17 protein-coding genes are annotated in these 18,832 nt (G+C 53.6%); 2 read left to right on the forward strand and 15 right to left on the reverse strand.

The annotated features are described in order from the left end of the window. Nucleotides 1-4 precede the first annotated feature (4 nt). The gene (locus ACCI49_RS02435; protein WP_371837382.1) at nt 5-709 is read right to left on the reverse strand and encodes an RDD family protein; all 705 of its coding nucleotides are present in this window, start codon (nt 707-709) and stop codon (nt 5-7) included. A 27-nt stretch (nt 710-736) separates the two neighbouring features. Beyond that, entirely contained in the window at nt 737-1,483 is a 747-nt protein-coding gene (locus ACCI49_RS02440) for a DUF2189 domain-containing protein (protein WP_371837383.1), read from the reverse strand. A 167-nt stretch (nt 1,484-1,650) separates the two neighbouring features. On the opposite strand from ACCI49_RS02440, the gene ACCI49_RS02445 reads away from it, so the two are divergent. After that, the gene (locus ACCI49_RS02445) at nt 1,651-2,268 is read left to right on the forward strand and encodes a DUF2939 domain-containing protein (protein ID WP_371837384.1); all 618 of its coding nucleotides are present in this window, start codon (nt 1,651-1,653) and stop codon (nt 2,266-2,268) included. Between the two features lie 2 nt (nt 2,269-2,270). Next, on the forward strand, nt 2,271-2,648 hold the full coding sequence (locus tag ACCI49_RS02450) for a DUF2237 family protein (RefSeq protein WP_371837385.1): 378 nt from the start codon (nt 2,271-2,273) through the stop codon (nt 2,646-2,648). A gap of 101 nt (nt 2,649-2,749) precedes the next feature. Here ACCI49_RS02450 and ACCI49_RS02455 read toward each other — a convergent pair whose 3' ends face one another. The 13 genes from ACCI49_RS02455 to ACCI49_RS02515 all read right to left on the reverse strand — a co-directional run bounded on the left by ACCI49_RS02455 (nt 2,750) and on the right by ACCI49_RS02515 (nt 18,683). Continuing rightward, a complete protein-coding gene (locus ACCI49_RS02455; protein WP_371837386.1) occupies nt 2,750-3,742 on the reverse strand; it encodes an AgmX/PglI C-terminal domain-containing protein in 993 nt (330 codons plus the stop codon). A 1-nt stretch (nt 3,743) separates the two neighbouring features. Beyond that, a complete protein-coding gene (locus ACCI49_RS02460) occupies nt 3,744-4,265 on the reverse strand; it encodes an ExbD/TolR family protein (protein ID WP_371837387.1) in 522 nt (173 codons plus the stop codon). A 1-nt stretch (nt 4,266) separates the two neighbouring features. After that, a complete protein-coding gene (locus tag ACCI49_RS02465) occupies nt 4,267-4,791 on the reverse strand; it encodes a biopolymer transporter ExbD (protein ID WP_371837388.1) in 525 nt (174 codons plus the stop codon). An 11-nt stretch (nt 4,792-4,802) separates the two neighbouring features. Next, entirely contained in the window at nt 4,803-5,468 is a 666-nt protein-coding gene (locus ACCI49_RS02470) for a MotA/TolQ/ExbB proton channel family protein (RefSeq protein ID WP_371837389.1), read from the reverse strand. A gap of 243 nt (nt 5,469-5,711) precedes the next feature. Continuing rightward, entirely contained in the window at nt 5,712-5,987 is a 276-nt protein-coding gene (locus ACCI49_RS02475; protein ID WP_371837390.1) for a hypothetical protein, read from the reverse strand. Further along, nucleotides 5,987-6,637 carry a tetratricopeptide repeat protein gene (locus ACCI49_RS02480; protein ID WP_371837391.1) on the reverse strand — a complete coding sequence of 217 codons (651 nt, stop codon included), beginning with the start codon at nt 6,635-6,637 and terminating at the stop codon, nt 5,987-5,989. Before ACCI49_RS02480 ends, ACCI49_RS02475 begins: the two co-directional genes overlap by 1 nt. Further along, a complete protein-coding gene (locus tag ACCI49_RS02485; RefSeq protein ID WP_371837392.1) occupies nt 6,624-9,494 on the reverse strand; it encodes a tetratricopeptide repeat protein in 2,871 nt (956 codons plus the stop codon). The genes ACCI49_RS02480 and ACCI49_RS02485 overlap by 14 nt, the downstream gene beginning before the upstream one ends. Further along, a complete protein-coding gene (locus ACCI49_RS02490; protein ID WP_371837393.1) occupies nt 9,487-11,583 on the reverse strand; it encodes a hypothetical protein in 2,097 nt (698 codons plus the stop codon). Before ACCI49_RS02490 ends, ACCI49_RS02485 begins: the two co-directional genes overlap by 8 nt. Before the next feature lie 6 nt (nt 11,584-11,589). Then, nucleotides 11,590-12,114 (reverse strand): AraC family transcriptional regulator, encoded by a 525-nt coding sequence (locus tag ACCI49_RS02495; protein WP_371837394.1) that lies wholly within the window; start codon nt 12,112-12,114, stop codon nt 11,590-11,592. A 111-nt stretch (nt 12,115-12,225) separates the two neighbouring features. Beyond that, a complete protein-coding gene (locus tag ACCI49_RS02500; protein ID WP_371837395.1) occupies nt 12,226-13,224 on the reverse strand; it encodes an FAD:protein FMN transferase in 999 nt (332 codons plus the stop codon). 12 nt (nt 13,225-13,236) lie between these two features. After that, nucleotides 13,237-14,802: a hypothetical protein gene (locus tag ACCI49_RS02505; RefSeq protein ID WP_371837396.1), complete on the reverse strand. Its 1,566-nt coding sequence runs from the start codon at nt 14,800-14,802 to the stop codon at nt 13,237-13,239. A gap of 126 nt (nt 14,803-14,928) precedes the next feature. Next, a complete protein-coding gene (locus ACCI49_RS02510) occupies nt 14,929-17,451 on the reverse strand; it encodes a LamG domain-containing protein (protein WP_371837397.1) in 2,523 nt (840 codons plus the stop codon). Nucleotides 17,452-17,456: 5 nt separating this feature from the next. Then, nucleotides 17,457-18,683 (reverse strand): hypothetical protein, encoded by a 1,227-nt coding sequence (locus ACCI49_RS02515; protein WP_371837398.1) that lies wholly within the window; start codon nt 18,681-18,683, stop codon nt 17,457-17,459. Nucleotides 18,684-18,832 lie beyond the last annotated feature (149 nt).

Below are 18,832 nucleotides of genomic sequence, written 5' to 3' on the forward strand. Positions count from 1 at the left end.
ATCTTTAGCTCCTGCCCCCCAGCAGCCAACTGCCCACTGAGCGCAGGTAATTCAGCGCAGCACCGTCTTTCTTTTGGGTAATGGGTTCCAGCAAGTTGGCGAGTTCCTGCTGGCGCGCTTCACTCAGGTCGGTGTGGCGTTCCAGCAGGCTGACAAGCGCCTGTTGATCCTGTTGTTTAAGGTTGCGCGGCGGCGGCAGCGGTACACTGTCCGGCAGGGTGGCTGGAACCTTGTCCGCTTCCCGATAGACCACCAGGGTACCTGCGGCAAGGTCGCCGAGGCGCTGAAAGTGCCGTCCGAAGGTCATAGCGATAACACCAGTGGCATAGGCGAACGGCAGGAAGTCGGCAAAGCGCAGCAAGTTGCGCACTATAGAAGCTCCCCAGGAAATGGGGGTGAGGTTGTCATTGACGACCATCAGGCCGAAGGCCTTTTTCCCCGGAGTCTGGCCACCGCGCAGCACTTCAAAGAACACAGGGTAAAACCACTCCAGCAGGAAAGAGCAAATCAGCCAGATACCCATGCTGGAAAGCGAAGTGCTCAAGCCGGCAATCTTGGTAAAACCCAAAACTATACCGAGCGCGGTCAGTAGCAGGCTGCGATAAAGTACGTCCACTGCATAGGCGAGAATACGCGGTACGGGCCCCGCAGCCCGCGCGCATAAATCGATACCCTCGGGGGTTTCCACGTTATAAGTGGTATCCAGCAAACCGCCGCTCCTGTCAGGTCGTGTTAATTAAGCCCCTTGGGGAGCACCAAAAACTTTGCGGTAGGCGACGCCAATGGCGATAAAGAACAGAGGCAGTGTCCATATAGCGCCTATCAATAGCGCTAAGAAGCCAGCCAGTAGTATTAGAATGGTAGCAATCGTAAAACCAAAGAAGCTAAACCAGTTTTTAGTGATTGCTTTACGGGAGGTTTCCAGTGCTTGCCAGGGCCCTAGATTTTGGTCGACGATCAGAGGAATGGCAAACATATATGCAACCATTAGATAGATCCCCGGAATAACCAGTAGGAATAGCCCAATAAGAATCAGTATTCCCATAATAATGTTGGTGATAATCAGTGGAATAATCTTATCGAAGTGGGCAAATACTTCAGTACCGGAAGTTTCTGAGCCTCGGGCGATTTTGATACCAATCATCATTAAGCCCGCGGCTAAAGGCATTTCTACAAATGTGACCAAGACATTGTAAATTGTTGAAGTTGCTAGGGAGACCTCAGTGGTTCCTTCAAAGTCGAAAACTGGATAGCCAGTAATTAGAGCAATTATAAAGCTGATTGCGGTCGCAGCAATCATGTAAAGCAGCATGCCCAGCCATACAGTGCGTTTTTTTCCCTTTGATAATTGCCAGCCTTCACTAATGGCTTCGCCAATAGAAAATGAATAGTCCCCGGCAATACCCTTTTCAATAGAGCCAAAATCGCTATTCTCTTCCCTATTGGTCAGCTCCGATTCTGGAGCTTTATAAATATCACTCATCCTACCTGGTGTCCTTGTTGAAAGTGAATTTGGTGAGTATGCAGAGTCTTGGGTGCGAATATCTCACAGGCGCGATTTTGGAACAATGCCACGCCAGCACAAGGGTGGATTAGGTGATGGGCTTCTCTCAGCATAAAATCCGCTGATAGGCAAAGAGGATGGAAATAGTGAAGAAAGTACTGTGGACCGGTGCAGTGGTGCTGGCACTGTTGCTTGCAGGATATGTGGCGTTGCCCTTCCACGCACTGGAACAATTGCAGCGGGCTGCAAAGATGGCCACTGCGGAAGAGCAGGAAAAAAGGCGCGAGAGTATCGATACACTCGAACGCTATGTAGACTTTCCGGTATTGCGTGACAATTTAAGGATTCGTCTTCAGGAGCAGCTGCGCTCCTCTTTAGGTAATTCGCTCCCTCAGGAATTCGATGAGCTAATGACCGCTGGGGCGAATTTCTTAATGGGGCCGTTGCTGCAGCAATTCGTTACCCTGGAGGGCGTTGCGGAACTGTTGCGCGGTGGTGAGGAGCTGCAGGCATTTGAGCGGGAATTATTTAGCCGAGGAATGAGCCAAGAGCAGCCCCTTGAACCCGAAAAAAATGGGACTGCGGAAGAAGAATCCCCTGATGGTTGGAAACGGCTGAGTTGGCGTTTTACCGATATCAACCACTTGAGGGTCGACTATGGTGAGAATGGCCGTGCGGAATTACGCCTGTTATTGCAGCGGAATGGACTCCACTGGCAGTTGGTGGATATCCAGCTACTGGATAATACGGACCGGGAGGGTTAATCATGGATATGGATAATTCAGTCAATGTATTCGGCGACCGGCTGGTCCCTTGCAGTCTGGGGCCTGTGACAGGATTTTTCCGCGATGGCTGTTGTAATACCAGTAAAGAGGACCTTGGCTCCCACACGGTTTGTGTGGAGGTCAGCGCGGACTTCCTGGAGTTTTCTCGCAGTCGCGGCAATGATTTGAGTACGCCCATCGAAGAATATGGATTTCCGGGATTAGCTCCGGGTGATCGTTGGTGCCTGTGTGCTGCGCGCTGGCTGGAGGCCCACGAGCGGGACAAAGCACCGAGGGTGTTTTTGCAGCGCACGCATGTGAAAGCCCTGGAAATCGTGCCTTTACAAGTACTGCGTCAATACGCCGCCGATTTGAACTAGCAATTTCAATAAAGGAAAATTGACATAAGCGTGGCGGACGCTGGTGTATTGTCCCGTTATGCCAATTTCCGTTTTGGGAAGCTTCACTGCCACCTGTTTTCTCAGGATGGCAGGAAGTCGATAGAGTAGTTTCTAGTTGTCGCTTTCACATCTGCCGCGCCAAAATTAATCATACGGATTCGCGCCAGCAGTTTGCGCTCCAGGGTCGGATTATTCAGCTCACTCTCAATCAACTTAATAGACGATACAGCGCCGTTCGCTTCAATCACCAGCTGTACGGTGATCTTGCCCTGTAAAGTGGGGTCGCGGCGCAATGCCCGATTGTAGAGTGCGTTGATCGCTGCCTTGTTGGCCTCCATGACTCCGCGGATAGCATTGTCGGTGCGTGCCAGCTTTTCGCCCTTCGCCCTCCGGACTGCCTGCTTGGCCGATCCCTGAGCCTCGGTGTGTTCCACCCTGGTGGTTGCCCGGCCAGCAAGCGCCACACCGCCGGTATCTTTACTGATATTCCCTGCTCTGACACCGCCACTTGAGGTTTTTGACTTGTCGCTGATCATACTGCGCTGGGTTTGCGCGGCAGTGGCACTACCAGCACTGAGTTGGCCGCGAGTGACCTCGCTGGTCTCAAAACTCTCGCGCATATCCAGTAGGTCATCGGCCAGGGCATTGATGCCACTGTTAGCGGCCTTTTCTCGCGCTTGTTGCACTGTGGCTACTGAGGGTGCTTCCACTGTGCGGGGTTTGGGCTTGGGTTTTTCCTTCTCGGATTTTTTCGGCTCGGGCTTCTCCTTGGGTTTTTCAGCCTTTGGCTTTTTTTCCTCCGGTTTCGGCTTCGCTTTGGGCCTGGGCTTTGGCTTAGGTAGCTCTTTCTTTTCCAGAATCACCTTGGCCAGTTGTGGCGGAACCCGCTCCGCCTGTTCGCGGGTGAGCTCTGGCACTGGAGCCAGGGTGACGGCGGCCCCACCAATGGCGAAGGCGATAAGGCCTGCGCGCAGAAATTTAATGAAGCGCTGATCCTCTTCGGTGGAGGCGGACCAGGGCAGCAGGGTTTCCTGCAGTTGCCAGGGCGCGTAGCGGCTGGTTGCAATACTCATATCAGCTCTCGCCCCCCGCTGGATCTACGGGTGCAGTTTGTTCTACGGCAAAAGAGATATCGCGGTAATCAGCGGCTGCGCAAGTCTGCATAATCTGCTTGAGAAGCTCATAGGGCACCTGCTCGTCCCCCATGATCGTTACCGCCCGCCCTCGAAGCTTTTGGGCTTCACTGGGTTCACCAGCGCGTTCGGCGCGATATTTTAGCTCTTGTAATAGAACTTCGATATTTTCCGCGCTGTTATTGATATTGCCAATATTGGCAATCATGCGATCGCCGACAAATAGTTTTTCATTATTCACCCGCACGACGGTGGTGACTTCTGGCTTTTGCTGGGAAGTGGATTTAGGTAGCTTGATGGTCTTATCGGTCTGTAAAACCTGCACATCACTAGTGGAATTTACCAGCAGGAAAAATACCAGAATGGTAAAAATATCCATCAGCGAAACCAGGTTCAGCTTGGATTGCTGTTTCTTTTGTCGCTGACGCCGCGCCTGTAATTTCGCGGCTGCATTAAGCATCATATTATGGCCCTGCTACAGTTTGCTGCTGGGGTGCATCACCCAGGGAAATCTGCGGGAATAATTCAGCATCTACTACCGAGGTGGCTACAACCGCCCGATAACTACGTGCGGTATCCATGGCTGCAACCAGGGTCTTATAGGGAGTGCCTTTTTCTGAGAGAATCACCAGATCCTGTTTCTCGATAGATTTTTCCCGCAGTGTCCGTTTCATCTGTTGCAGTATCAAGGATACGGCATCCAGATCCGGTTCACCCTCAATATGTTCCACGCGTCTGACCAGTTGCCCTGCCGGATAGTTAATATCGATATGTGCAGAGCGCAATACCAGTTCCAACTGACGATTTTCCTGTGCGTTGGCGCTGCTGCCGTCAGTAACACCGGGCAGGTTGAGTTTTAAAACCGAAATATGGGAAAACACCATATTGAGTAATAACACTGGAACCAGAATAGTCATCAAGCTCATAAAAGAGGTGATGTCCAGCTCCGCTTCCTCGTGCCCGCGCCGGCGAATATTTAGTTTCAACATGCCGGGAGCCCTCAGGCGTTGACGGTGCGTTGTTCCGTTTTATGGGGGCGGCCCATGGTCAGCAAATTCAGGAATTTCACCCCGGCCATTTGCAGGCTGTCGACGATCTCATTGGTCTTGTTCTGCAGCATGGAATTAAACAGCAGAAGCGGAATTGCGGAAATCAGGCCAAATGCGGTGGTGTTCATCGCTACGGAAATACTCGTGGATAGCATGGTGGCTTTTTCGGCGGGGTCGGCGGCAGCTACCGCAGTAAAGGCAGCGATCAGCCCCATAATAGTGCCGAGTAATCCCAAGAGAGTGGCGATATTAGCGAGTGTGGCGAGGTAGTTGGTGCGTTTTTCAAGGCGAGGTACCGCTTCGAGAATACCCTCTTCGATAGCCAGAGCGACATTTTCCTCGCGCTTGGCAAACTGCAGAGTGTTGATGCCGGCGGCGGCAATGCGCCCCATGGCGGCATCGTTGTCACGAGCCAGCTGCAACACATTTTGGTAATTGCGTTTTTGCAGCAAGGGCAATAGCTGCAGGTAGGCACGACGATTGGCGCTCCTGGCGCGAGACAAAAAAATCCAGCGCTCTATAACCATAGCCAGGCCAACAATCAGCACCAATGCGATGGGATACATAAAGGGGCCGCCGTTTTGAAAAAAGCGCAAAAACGCCTGAGTGAATTCCATGTTGATTATCTCCACAGAGGTCAAAAGTAATTTTGTGATTTTATCTTTCTGCCAAGCGCTGCATCCTTCAGCGTTCGACTAACTATTGATGTTGTTAGCATTGTCTGTTTTGACAGCGCCAACAGGCTCCTGATTAGCAATAAATAGTTGCGGTGGTGATCCCTATACCGCTAAAGGTTTGGCTGGTAAACACTGCCTACCCAGTAGATGGGCTTTGGAATCGAGCCATTTGTTATTGTCATTTTATTGTTTGTTATCGTTTTCCGATGTTTTCAATAATTGCATTTCCCGCTGCAGCTCTGAATATTCCTGATGCGCAAATACGGTGCTGAAAGTCTGTTCCAGGCTACTGTCCAGGCGCTGCAAGCTCTCCGCCTGTTTCCATGGGATGATGTACAGCACCTTGGGTTGCTCCTGGCTGCCAATAACCGTGGATTCGAGCGTAGTGACTTCCTCTGCACTAACCATATGGCAAATGCACAACGAAGATATCAATGAAATAAATTTTTTATATCCCATTAGGTTCTGCGCTCCAGCTCCAGGATCCAGCCGTCAAGTAATTTATCCGGTTCCTCTCGACTACTCTGCGCCAAGCGGAACTGTTGCAGTGCATCCCCGGGCCTATTCAGGTAGAGATCGTAAAGAATTCCCAAGTTGCGGTGAGCATCACTGTAATCTGGCCAGCGTTCGAGGGCTTCCAGATAACTCTGTTCGGCTTCATCAAAACGGCCGAGATCGCGCAGTAGTGCCGCCAGCTGATTCCAGGCGAATACATTATTGTCATTGACTTTAATCGCCTGGCGAAAACTGTTCTCTGCGGCCTCAGCCTGCCGTGCTTTTTGTTGCACTATGCCCAGGTTTAGCCAGGGACCGGAGAGTTTTGGCCAACGCTCGGTGATTTGCACAAGCTGGGTTTCAGCACTGGCACTATCTCCGCCGATAAAACTCTGGTGTGCCTGCGCCATGGCCGCGCTAACCTCTTTGGGTGCCCGTTTGGCATTGGCCAGGTAAGGGTTTTCTGTGCGAAGTTGCTGACTATCGGGGTCTTTAGGCACTGTATTTGTTACTGAGCGTAAACTGCTGCAGGCGCTGAAAGTCATCAGTAACAAAGCAGTAACAGCCAGACGCAGGATGCCAGTGGTGCGGTGGCGCGATTCAGTGCAGTGCATGACTCCACTCCAGGGTTGCTTCCGATTTTTTGTAGCGGGCTGGTAACAGCTCACCCAGCGAGTTAAAACTATGCTTTACCCAGTCATCGTAGATACCGTCACTCGTTCGCTGGATGTTGGCCTGATGCAGCTCTATGGCTTTTTCCTCAAAGGGAAAGGCCTGTTCTTCCAGCAGGATTTCGTATTGCTCCAGCTCCAGTGCATTGAGGTTGGTGGGACGCTGGGATTCCATTAGGTCACGACTAAGCTGGCGGTAAACCTCAGCCAAACGAAAATTGGCCTGGGTGGTAAAGTCCGCGATCCCCAGGTCCAAGACCTTGCGGTAATCCGCTACTGTAGCTGTCATTGCACGCTTTTTATTGGCGAGGCTGGTTTTTAATGGCAGCGCCAATTTTAGCCTGGCGAATTTCCCGTAACTCTGCTCCGCCAGCGCGCTTTGAGAGTAGGCGGCGAGATAGCGACCGCGTGGAGATTTTTCCGGGTTTTTTGCTAACTGTTGTAGCCAGTAATTACGCTTGTTGTGCTGACCGGTCTGCTCGTACAGTTGTATCAGTTGATATTGGGCTTCCAACCGTTGCTCGATGGGTTGTGGCCAGAGCTTGCTATAGCTGCGGTAATGTTCAACTGCGCGTTTATACTCCCCGGCTTTCTGTAGGCTTTCTGCGGCGAGAAACAGGGACTGGCGTCGCACTTCGCGATTGGGATCGCTCTGTGCGATTTGCAATAATTCACCGGCTGCCGCTGCGGGCATTTTCAGGGCCTCAAAAATGACTACGGCCTTAGCGGCCAGGGTTGGGGCCAGTTGATGTGCGGAATAAAAGCGGCGGAAGTCTGCCAGTTCAGCACTGGCGCGCTGCCACTGTTGAAGCTCCATCAAGTAGTTAATGGCATCGTATTGGGCAGTGGCTGCAATTTCACTGCGACCGCTCTCGCGAATGCGCAACAGGTGGCGTAGGGCCTCTTCGCTGACAATTTCATTCCCATCTTCATTCACGGTGGGTTGAGCAAGGGCCAATTCTGCTTGGCGGTAAATGGACAGCTGCAATTGCTTGCGGGTGTTCTCGCGAAGGGTGCCGTCTTTAGAGGGGTAGCTGAGCGCACGAGCATAAGCCGTTTCTGCAGCCACATAATCCTTTAGGGAAAAGTGGCTGTGCGCCAGGATCATAGCAATGCTGAATTGTTGCTGGGCGTTTGCAGGTGGCTGCCAGTTATCAGCCTGTTGTGCCGCAGCGATAGCCTCGGCAAATCGTGACTGCTGTAATAGCTTGTCGGCGGCGGATAGCTGTGCAGGGAGAGCTCTTTTATCCTGTGGCCAGTGCTCGGCAAACTTTAGGCTCGCCTCGATATTACGGTCGAGCCAAAGAGTTTTCTGTTCGACGTCCTCGCCGGGTATCTGTTCGTATACTTGTGCTGAGGAAAGAATGGCCCCATAACCGGCTTCGACCCCGTGTTTTTTGTCCTGATACTCCCAAGCCACTTGGCTGTATGCGCGCCAGGCGCCGGGGAAGTCGCCAGCTTGCTCCAGGCATTCGGCCATCAGGAATACCATCGGCGGAGTGCGTGGATCTTGTGGGAAAGTCTGGGAAAACTGCCGGTAGAGATCTGCCGCCGCCAAATAGGCGCTGCGGGACTGAGTATTGAGCTGCCGCTGCAGTTTGGGTTTATTCGCCGAGGTTTTTCCAGCTTGTTGGGCCAGCTCTTGAGCACGGGCGTGGTCAAACTGGGCCAACTCCTCCAGCCAGGGCCGTAGCGATTGAGACAGGACCTCGCGCTGGGTTTCATCCGCCTGCTGCCAATATTCGCTGCGAATGCCATAGCGTTGTACAAACTCCCGCTTGGCGGGAAGTACTTCCCCGTGCAGACCACCACTTTGCAGAGTCTTTACCGCCTGCAAGTGGAGCGAAGGCGCTTCGGCACTGCTCGGGTAGTGCTCCACATAGGTGAGAAAGGTATCCGCAGCGTTACGGAATAGCTCTTTTTCTCGATACCAAATGCCCAGCGCACTATAGAGCAAGTGCTGGTAACTGCGCGGCCCGCTGTTGGGATTGAATGATTCAATTGCCTCGGCACCGCCCAGGTAACTGAAGTTCAGGGCCAAGCCGCGCAAACTGTCCTCGCGAAGCCGCTTCTGTCCAAGGGGAAGCGCATCCCCTGTGGCACGCTCTGCGAGAATATCCAGTGACTCCAGGAATATTTCAGCCGAGCTTCGATAATTGCTCGACTTAAATTCAGACCAAGCCAGCATATAGCGGGCGTTATCGGCAAAGGGGCTATCGCCCTTTTCCAGTAGCGCGCGGAAGTCCCGCGCGGCTGCGGTGTAATCCTTGCGGTTAAATGCGGCTTCACCGCGGCGGAATAATACCTCACCCATAAAGGGCGATTCTGGAGCGCTTCGGGCAATACGCTCGAGGGCCTGCAGGGCTGCAGGCATCTCGCCATCCATGGCGCGCGCTCGCGCCAGGCGGTAGAGAATATAGTCGTCCTGGGGACTTTCCTGGGCGAGCTTCTGGTAGTGCTCAACTGCGGTGGAAAACCCCAGAGCAGTTTCCGGGTTATCCGCCTGTTGCTGTTCGAGTCGCTCCATTTCCAGGTCGGCGAGGCGCAGACGAATCTGTGCGCGAACCTGTGGGTCCGGGTGGCTGGCCAGCGCCTGCTGGTAACTTTGCACCAGGGTGGAGAGATTCACTGGCGCCGGTGCTGGGGTTTCCTTCTCTTCACTGGCAGATCGCTGCTCTGCGGGAGGCAAGTCTGCCAAAGTCGGCACCGACTGGTTACCGCAGGCTGTAGTGATACAACAGATAGCCGCAGCGAGTGCGCGCAGAGTAAGGCCGCTGGAATTTTGCCGGGACCTATTCACTCTCATCCCCTTCGCTGCTGATTACTGTACTCTCGGAGGGTTTGTTAACCTCTGCCGCTTCTTCACTGTATTGTTCTTCGGCGATTGCATTTTCCAGGGGCTGTGTTTCTTCCTGGTTTACTCCCTGTGGGTTATCCGTTACCGGTTGCAGGATAGACTCCTGCAAAGAGGCGTCTTGCAGCCGTGCGATGGCGAGGCGGGTGTGGGCCAAATAGCCGTTAATTTGTATCTGCTCCCGATCCAACTCCGCGATAATATCCTGACGCAAGGACGCCTCCACCAGTGTGGCAGCATGGGCAATGGCTGCACGCTTATCGTCCAGCTGTGCAGCGGTGTTCTGCAGGCGCTCTGTAAGTTCGGTCAACTGAGGGGCGCGGCTCGCCTCAATAGAAGTTTTGCGTAATTGTTTCTCACCTGTGCGCAGGTTCTCTTCCAACTGCCCCAGGGTCTTGCGCTGTTGCCACAAGCGGTGGTGATATTCCTCACTCGCCTGCCATAGCAGGATGCCGCGAGCGCGCTGCAGAGTTTCTCCCTGATAGTCTGATCCTTTGCCGTGTTTCTGCAGTAACTGGTAACGCTGCTCGGCGCCCCGGAGTAACTCCAGCATTTCCGCCGCATTGCTGATATTGTCACTGTCAGAGCGGCTGGAGGCTTTGACTAAGGCCAGCACATCTCGCTCCGTTTCTATCTGGGCCAGTGCGTCGTTAAGGCGGCGGTACTGCTGCCGGCCGATTTGCAGTTGCTGGTCAAACTGGGCGTTCTGGTATTTTTCAATAATATTGGAGCGTCGCTGGTGCCGTTCATCAATCAGGGCGTGCAGCTGTGGCAGTTTGTCCGACCACCCTTGCAAAACGGAGTTGATCTGTTGCAGGTCGCGTAATTCGGATAGGCGCAGTTGGAATTTGTCGCTCTGTAAAATTGGCAGGAGAAAGTGTTGGTTATCGCGCAGTAGTGGCGACGCCTGTGCCATTTGCAGCCATCCATAGCGCTGTGCCTCCCCGAACTGGCGGGCATCGGCCAGTGGTTCCGAAGCCAAGTTTTGCTGTAATTGCTGTAGTTCTTGAAGGGTGGTCTGATAGTAGCTTGCCGCATTGGAGTAGGCGGTCAAGGCCGCGTTGCGCTCCTGCTGCTTTTCATAGGCATAGGGCAGGGCGACGCGGGCTTCCCGTGCGGCGGGGCTGTGTTCGTGTTTGCTCAGCAAGAAGTGCAGGGCATCAACGCCCTTCTGATACTCTGCATTGTTGATGGAGGACCAGGCGAGACCGAGTAGGGCTTTAGTGGCCCAGGGCGTCTGTAAACGCACGCGGGAAAAAGCCAGCTGTGCCTGTGTAAACTGTTCGGTTAATGCCAGGGCATAGCCCGCACCGATATGAGCTTTATCGGCGAGTACCTGAATTTCCTCTGAGGGCTCGTCTTGCTCAGCTGCCAAAGCGCCGGCCGTGCGATATGCTTCAGCGGCCTCATCCAACTGGCCGGAGCGGGCCAGGGCGGCGCCCAAGTTGATATGCCCGAGCAGGCGTTGTGCCAATGACAGTTCGGCGTTTTCCAGGAGTTGCCGAGCATTACTGAGGTCTTGGCTGTGCAGCGCCAGGTTAAGGGGAAGGGACGAGGTTTGCACAGCACCGGATTTTTCCAGGTGCACAGCGGCTTTGGGAAAATCCCCCTGTAGGTAGTTGAGTTCTGCCAGTTTAAGCCAGGCCGCTTGGCGGTATTTGGTATCGATGTTTTTATTGTCTGCTTGCAACAGCTGTTCAAATAGTTCGGCAGCGCGCTGGTGCAGGCCAAAACTGAGGCTGATGCCGCCTTCAATCAGTGCAGCACTGTCGCCGTGTACTTTGATGGAATCCCGCTGTTTCGCGATTAATAAGGTACTGAGGGCATCAAAATTATTCCCCTGAAAATACGCATACAAGGTGGCGCCGTAGGCCATATCCTGGGCTTGGCGATATTTCTGGGTTCCAGCCTTTTCTTCCTCCTCTGCAGGATTTTCATGTTGGGCAATTTCGACTTCATTGCCAAAGGCAGGCAAGCTGACACTCAGCAGTGTGAGCGTCAGGGATAAAGCGCGGGAGAGTGGCCTGTACTGCATGGGAACTCAGGGCGCGGGCCACTGGACAAGTTCAAAATCTGGCTGCTGCTTGCTGATTTTGTCAGAAATACGCAACTCAATGACAGCGGGCTCATCGGTTTTTTTCAATTCCAAGGTGGCGCCACGCTTGTATTCGCGCCCCTCGGGGCCCAAACCGGTAAAAAAAGCGGAAATGGTGTAGTCACCGGACTTCAGATTGCCCTTGTGCAGTGGTTGAATGCCTCCACGAACCAGGGCATCCCGTTGGTGTTCGGTATACAGATGGCTTGCGCTCAGTTTGTTATCAATATGTAATTTAATTGCGTCCAGCTTGAAATAGTGACCGACATCCATAGACACGTAAAATGCCACTTGACTCTGCGCTGGATAGAGCAGGTCTTCCTCCAGGATCAATAAATCCCGGTTGAGCTTGATGACTTCGCGCTTCAAATTTTCCAACTGCTCAGCAGAAAATTGTTCCTGCTGTGCCTGGGACACTGCATCTGCACTGAGCGCCATAGAAAAAATAAAAAACTTAAGGAAGCGTCCCATGGAAGGCCTTTCGCGTGAATTTGGCTTTATTATGTAATGGGCGCAAATTATGTCAGGGGCGCAGCTATCTGGTGTGATCCCGTTGGCAAATTTTTTACGACGTTGGAATGTTTACTGTGGATTTGCCAGCCCCCGACTGAAGAATAGGCGTTTGTTGCTATCGATAACCACAGCTTCAAATTCTGGTAAGCGATCAATCAGGGCCAGGCCTTTTTGTTTTCCCAGTACAAAAACACTAGTGGAGAGTGGATCTGTATCGAAACCCTGTGGGCCAATAATACTGACACTGATCAGTTTGTCGCTGTCTCCCGCTCCGGTATCTGAAGGTCTGCCGGTATTCGGATTGAAAATATGGTGTACGCGTTCCTGCTGGTCATCGATAAAAAAGCGTTCGTAATCGCCAGAGGTAGAAATTGCCACATCGCGCAGGGGAATCACGGCAGCACTCTTGCCTTTTTCACGGGGATGACGAATACCTACCAGCCAGGGTTCGCCGCGCTTGTCGCCGAGCATCCGGGAATCACCACCAGCGCTGACGCTTGCGCAGCAAACCTCAGCCTCTTGAAGAATTTTAATGGCTCTATCTACAGCATAACCTTTGGCGATACCGCCCAGGTCAATTTTGGTTTCGCGGTGACCAAAACGCAGGGTATTGGATTTTTTATTTAGGTGTAGATGACGGTAATTTAGCGCCTCCAACAGTGAGTTTGTCAGCGCGCTGTCGGCCTGTTGCTGATTGCGGAAATCATAATGCTTACCCAGTGTTGCGTAGCTGATATCGAAGGCCCCACCGGTCAGCTTACTGAACCACAGGGACTTATCCACCAATGCGGCAAGCTCCTCAGAAATATTGACTGCGCCTTGACCTGCCTCGCGGTTTACCAGAGACAGCTCACTGTTTGGCTTGTAGGGTGACAATTGGTTATCCAGGCGCTGGAACTCTGTCATCACCTCTTCAATCAGGTATTCCGCCTCAACGGCATCCCCATGCCAAAGCTGTATTCTGACCTCGGTGCCCATAATGGCGCGCTCGGCGTAGTGCCACTCGGCCAGCGCCGGCGCCGCGGACAGGGCGGCGCTTAACAGAAGGGATCGAATAAAATGCAACATTGGGGTACTACGTTATCTTATGGGAGCAAAGGCAGTCATAGTGTCTATCAGCGTGCCAAGGCCGTGATTGGGGAACAGCTTGGCAAAACTGTCTTGTTCGCCGTGCAGGGCCAGGTAATTTAACACCACTGTTTCCACTAAAAGGTTAACGTTGTTAGCGGCGGGGCTGGAGGTCGTTTCCACGTCCCCGGATGAGCGCATAAAACCGAGTTGTTGGTGACGAGCCTGCTCATCGACGCTGCCACCGAGGAGCTGTGGTCGTCCAGCGGGGTTGTATACGAGGAAAAAAGAAGCTGCGGTTTGCTGGTTGTCGCCGGTCCAAACCCCCTTGCCGCGCCCCTCCACGGAGTCGTCGATCATACCATTGGAGAACACGGAGCCGTCGCTGAAAACGTAGATCATCAATGATTGATTGCGACGCGCGGCATATTCCAGGCAGGCGCCGATACAGCGGCCGGCGCGCAAGTCGCGTATTTCACCGGTGGCGCGGTCGCCGGTATGATAGTCATAGCCACCCATGGTGATAGTACCGGCCCCGGCATAGCCTTCCACCACAAGCTTCATGGCGGAAGCGGTTTTACGGAATTCGCCATCGCCGCTCAGTTCTGCGCTGGTAAAAATACCGGACGGCCCAACGATATCCGGATCTGCCTCGGGGTTCAGGTCGGCGGGATTACCAAAGCGATCCGCCAAGTCGGCACTCTTCATATAGCCGCAGCGCAGCATGTCTTTGATGACAGTATCGGCACTCACACGCGTGTTTACTCGACTCAGTTTTGCATTGGAGATGCGATACATGGACTCCATGACCGCCACGGTATCGTCCTGGCTGAGCAGGCCTACCAGGTCGCCCACATCCACAAGACCGGTCACATCGGAAGGTCTGTCCACTTTGGTAGGGCGCACTTCGGGGTTAATCATTGCCGACGGCGCCATGGAATTGCCGCCGGAATCGCTGGAGCGGGAACCAATCAAGGCTAGCAGTGAACCGTTGGCGCCGGCCTTGTTGATGCCGTACATGGGGTTGTGGGGATTATTGCCGGTATCGTTTTCTGAGCGCGCTGGAATGACTGCACCATTGGTGGCGGCCGCAGTGCCGGAACTGATTTTTTCCAAGATACCGCGCAACATACCGCTATCACTGTGGAAGGCGAGCCCGAGATCTGTGTTGACAAATCCTGTACCCGCAGAGGGAATCATATCGCCAGGAAGGCCCTGCTTGTTGTAACCGGCGGTGCCGAGAAAATCCATCTGCCCGCCCTGCTTGCCTACCAGCACATTGGAGCCGGCGATATTGGCACCACCGGCAAGGTCGAAACAAATAAATGGAATTTTTTCGGCACCTTTAGCGCTTACATCACAGGGGCCACCGTTAATTATGCGTAGATCTTCCAAGTCGGAAGATAGGGCCGCATGGGCATTGCGCGGATTGGCGAACATGCTGAATATCGAGCCGCCGAGGATAGTAGCCATGCCCGTGCGAAAACCCTGGCCGAGAAAATCGCGTCGGCTCACCGGGCGGTGATGGTCTGGGTGGCGCAGGGGTTGGTCCAGCTCAAAATGTTTTTTCTTGCTCATAGTCTTCCCGGATTTTTTATCCGATGTGCCGGTAAATTATTATTTCAATGTCTACCTGAGGCTTTTCTTTGCGCTTTACAGGTGCACTTTTTGATAAATGCACACCCGTAAAGCCCTTTCTTCAAGTTAGTGAATCAGGATCATCGCGCTGCCCATGGCGGCTGCACACACAGCTTTAACCGTGGTCTCGGTGCGATCTGAGGCGCAATTGTTGCCACAGGCCGTCATAGTGCCGATGAGACGATTTAATTCATCTTCAAAACCTTGAATTTCCTTCTTTCCATCCAGATCTAGGTCCTGGTCGTACAAAGGAGGGGCACTGGCGAGTTGCGAGTGACTGCCGTCGTGCCAGGTCATTTCATGGCCGAGTAAACTTTCCAGAAGCGGATTAATGATTAGCGCTCGTTTGCTATCACTGTCGAAGGCCGTGCTGGCCGGGGCGCTAAAGTCAAAACCGGGGAAGTAGCTACTGCGCCCGCTGGACTCCACCAGGGTACTGCAGTACTTCACCGAAAGCTGAGTGATACCCATTTGCTGGGCTGCCAGAAATCCGCTGATATCACTGGAAACCGGTAGCTGGCGCTTCACCGCCTCCCAGGTTTCCATGATATCCGGGTGAGCGCTGGAAATACCGGTGGCGCGGGACAAGCTCGCGTTGATCTGCTCGAAGCGGCGCAGACCGATGCGCGGTTGTGCTTCCAGGTCCGCAGGCTCGGCAGGTGCAACTGGTGTGGGCTCTACCCGGGTAAAAGTCGCGTTGCCAATACGCTCGAAGGTGAGGAAAAACTCATCGTCGATTGGGCCCTTATCGAGGGTGATGATGGTACCCAGCCGCGACAGCTGTTGGCCTTGCAGGGGTACATAGCTGTCATCGATTTCGGTGGATAGTTTGGCCCAGGACTGGCCCACTTCCGCCTCGCGACCGTTAATGCCTATACGCATGCCCTCAATAACAAGTCCTGTTGGGTTGACGCTTTCGTCGAGGCTGACAAAGGTGGGCTCACTAAACAGGTAAGCGTAGTTGTCAAACTGCTGCACGGTGAACATCACATAGCTTTGGCTAATGCCAGTATGTTCCTCTACCTTAAACAGCAGCAGGTATTTTTCACCCACACCCACTTCATAGTTGGTGGCAATATCCTCGGCGGAGAGTGCGCGGGAGTGAATCGCCATCATGCGGATAGAGCCTTCCCAGCTGTTGCCGTTACTCACTTCACTGCCGACAGCTAAGGCGAAAGTGTCGTCCCAGGTGCTCAGCAGCCCCGCTTCGGTGGGGTCTGTTTCACCGGTATCGGCGCCATTGACATAGAGCTTGCGGCCATTGATGGGGTCGTAGGTTGCGACTACATGTTGCAGGCTGGCTTGTACCAGTTGGTCGGCGTCGTCGGTCATCATTGCCGGCATGCCATCCGCATCGGTACTGTCGCTGCGGTTTTGGAATATGTAGCTGTATTGCTCCTGACCCAGGGTGAAGTTGCGAATATCGTCACCGCCGGAATAGGTAACAAGGCGCGCGGGTCCCTCTTGGGTGACATTGGCCGGTGCGGCCCAGACTTCAATGGAGTATTCGCCGGTGGCGGAGAGGGTCTCGTAAAGCTTACGGCTGGTGGCAGTGGCGCCCTGAGCCTTGCCGCCTTTTAGTTGCAACCCCCAGGATTCGATCCACTCCACATCTCCGGACAGCGCCAGGTCGATGGCTGGGTTGACCCCGGAGGTATCGTAAGCGATGGTGCCATTGCCGGTTTTGAATTCGTACAGGGCTATCGCATTGTTTTCTATACGGCCGCCGCTGTTCGCAACAATGCCGTCAGTGAGTCCCAGGGCTTTACTGATTACCCAGTTTGGGTCCACCTGAGTTGGGGCGATGCTGTCGGCAAAGGCCTGGATTGCTGCAGTCATCTCCGTTTCGTTTTTGGAGCAGTCATCCCAACAATTGTGGAATTCGCTACCCAGGCGCACGGAGAAGCGTGAGTCCGCGGGGGTGTCCAGGTTTATTTTGCTCTTCGCCGCTTCGTAGGCGAGATCCACATCGGAGCTGGCAAAATAGGGTTTTTGTGCGAGCGCCGCATCCTCACTGTGGCAGTTGGCGCAATAGTTGCGCAGTATAGGGTAAACGGTGCTGCCAAAACTGCTGCTGGAGATGGGGAAGCTCTTGCTTTCGCCGACCTCACGCTCTACTGGTGCAGACAGGATAACAGTGTTGCTGAGGCCGCCGCTGGCGCGGGCCCACTCCTCAATATAGTTGGTAATAATTTCTGCACAGGCGTCGTCGCTGGAGAGCCAGCAATTGTGCCCGCCCCCCACTTTTGTCACCAGACGCGACTCTTCCGGGAGGCTCAAGTTAACCAGCCCGCGTCCCTCATCGTAAGCCGCATTAATATCATCGCTGCGTACAAAGTGCGGACTCTGAGCGCCCTCCACGTGGCAACTGCCACAACGGTTCTGTGCGGCCAGGTTGTCCCAGATATAGCGCTTGTACTGTTTAACATCCTCGGTTTCCGGTGTCGGTCCGGAATAGTTGGTGCCATTATCAGATTGGTTGGTATTGGGTTGCTCTTCTGTATCCTGGCCACTGCCACCACTACAGGCCGCAAGAAAAGCCGCTGTACATAGCAGTGTCGATATTTGCAGGTTTTTTAGAGTTTTCATTGTTGTTATTCCCCCGCGCAATAAACCGCGGTATCCGCGTAAACCTGCTTCAGTTTGTAGCCGGAGCTACTGAAGTCGTCGGTAATGGCTTCGATACGTCCGCGATCACTGGCATCCTCCGGCTCCCGCAAACACACTTGACGAAAAACTTTGGTGACCTGGCAAGTCGCAAAAGCGCGACTGTTGGCCAATTCCTCGCCCAAGGATTTTGCGCCATTACCGCTGCCGGGCAGGGCGCTGCTCCAACCCAAATGCAGGTTTGGTCCCTCGCGCCAGTAGTTGTCCCAGCGATCATCGGGGAGTTGGAATCCATGAGGGAAGTTTGCCGCGTTAATATGATTTTTGGCCTTTACCCGGCTGCCGGTTTCGGGATCGGTGTCCCCGGCGCCGTTGTAGTCGAGTGCTCCACTCTCACCTTGCGGGTCATTGTCCGCATCGTAGACATAGTCGTAATAGGCAAATGCCTGGGCCATGGGGTCCATGCCGCTGTGACAGCTGACGCAGTTGTTCTGGAATACTCGGCTGTCACCACCGGGGCTGCGGCTTACATCCTGACGAATACGATCCGGTGGACGTGTACTGTCCTGCACCTGTTCCAGATCCCGGCACATGTGATTGAGCATGGTGAATCGGAACATGGCGCGATTGGTGCCGGCGCTGAAAAAAGCTTTTGCCGCAGCGCGACTGGTGATCACGCCAGCGGTGGCATCGGCGGGCAGCCCATTGAGTGAGGACTGGCTCCGTTGTGCCAGATTATCTTTCAGCGAGTAGCCTCCGGCCTCCAGGGCTGCGTAATGATCATTATTGCTAGTGCTGTAACCGGGTAGTCCGGAAGCATTTCCGGTATACAGGATATTTGCCGACAGCAATTGTCGAAAATCCATATCGTCTCGCACCATGCCGATAACTGTCGCGCTGTAGTCATTCAGCGGAGCGAATACATCCTGTTCCTCATTGGTCCAGGGGGTGGCGAGATTTTTCAATGTGACATTGTAAAAAGCATCGTGTTGCATGGCTGTGTAGGCGGCGGCGGTGGGGTCACCATTGGCAATATCCCTGGCCATATCTAGCAGCACACTTTCAGAGGGAATTGTGCCGGTAATACGACTGTGAATTTGCAGGGCTTGGTCTTGGGGAGCAGCGAGAGCTGTACCACTCCATAGACCGGCCCCGAGAATTGCGCCTACCACTGTGAGCTGGATCACACGCGCTCGAGACGAATTATTTTTCATTGGATTATTTTTCGATGGGGTCAGTGGGGTATGACTAGGCATACTAAAAGCAGATTTACACACTGTCAGAATGACTTTTAATATTTGCGCCCCAGTTGGCAAACTTTTTGTGCGCAACTTGCGAGAATTACCCAAAGCGGCCGATGCCG

The sequence above is a fragment of the Microbulbifer epialgicus genome, from assembly GCF_041447265.1.
In the GTDB taxonomy this organism is placed as follows: Bacteria; Pseudomonadota; Gammaproteobacteria; order Pseudomonadales; family Cellvibrionaceae; genus Microbulbifer; species Microbulbifer epialgicus.

Coding starts and splice junctions, on each gene's coding strand:
- ACCI49_RS02495 (WP_371837394.1), bottom strand. CDS start 12,114: ATGGGACGCTTCCTTAAGTTTTTTATTTTTTCTATGGCGCTCAGTGCA.
- ACCI49_RS02510 (WP_371837397.1), bottom strand. CDS start 17,451: ATGAAAACTCTAAAAAACCTGCAAATATCGACACTGCTATGTACAGCG.
- ACCI49_RS02460 (WP_371837387.1), bottom strand. CDS start 4,265: ATGATGCTTAATGCAGCCGCGAAATTACAGGCGCGGCGTCAGCGACAA.
- ACCI49_RS02450 (WP_371837385.1), top strand. CDS start 2,271: ATGGATATGGATAATTCAGTCAATGTATTCGGCGACCGGCTGGTCCCT.
- ACCI49_RS02505 (WP_371837396.1), bottom strand. CDS start 14,802: ATGAGCAAGAAAAAACATTTTGAGCTGGACCAACCCCTGCGCCACCCA.
- ACCI49_RS02475 (WP_371837390.1), bottom strand. CDS start 5,987: ATGGGATATAAAAAATTTATTTCATTGATATCTTCGTTGTGCATTTGC.
- ACCI49_RS02470 (WP_371837389.1), bottom strand. CDS start 5,468: ATGGAATTCACTCAGGCGTTTTTGCGCTTTTTTCAAAACGGCGGCCCC.
- ACCI49_RS02440 (WP_371837383.1), bottom strand. CDS start 1,483: ATGAGTGATATTTATAAAGCTCCAGAATCGGAGCTGACCAATAGGGAA.
- ACCI49_RS02500 (WP_371837395.1), bottom strand. CDS start 13,224: ATGTTGCATTTTATTCGATCCCTTCTGTTAAGCGCCGCCCTGTCCGCG.
- ACCI49_RS02515 (WP_371837398.1), bottom strand. CDS start 18,683: ATGAAAAATAATTCGTCTCGAGCGCGTGTGATCCAGCTCACAGTGGTA.
- ACCI49_RS02455 (WP_371837386.1), bottom strand. CDS start 3,742: ATGAGTATTGCAACCAGCCGCTACGCGCCCTGGCAACTGCAGGAAACC.
- ACCI49_RS02490 (WP_371837393.1), bottom strand. CDS start 11,583: ATGCAGTACAGGCCACTCTCCCGCGCTTTATCCCTGACGCTCACACTG.
- ACCI49_RS02465 (WP_371837388.1), bottom strand. CDS start 4,791: ATGTTGAAACTAAATATTCGCCGGCGCGGGCACGAGGAAGCGGAGCTG.
- ACCI49_RS02480 (WP_371837391.1), bottom strand. CDS start 6,637: ATGCACTGCACTGAATCGCGCCACCGCACCACTGGCATCCTGCGTCTG.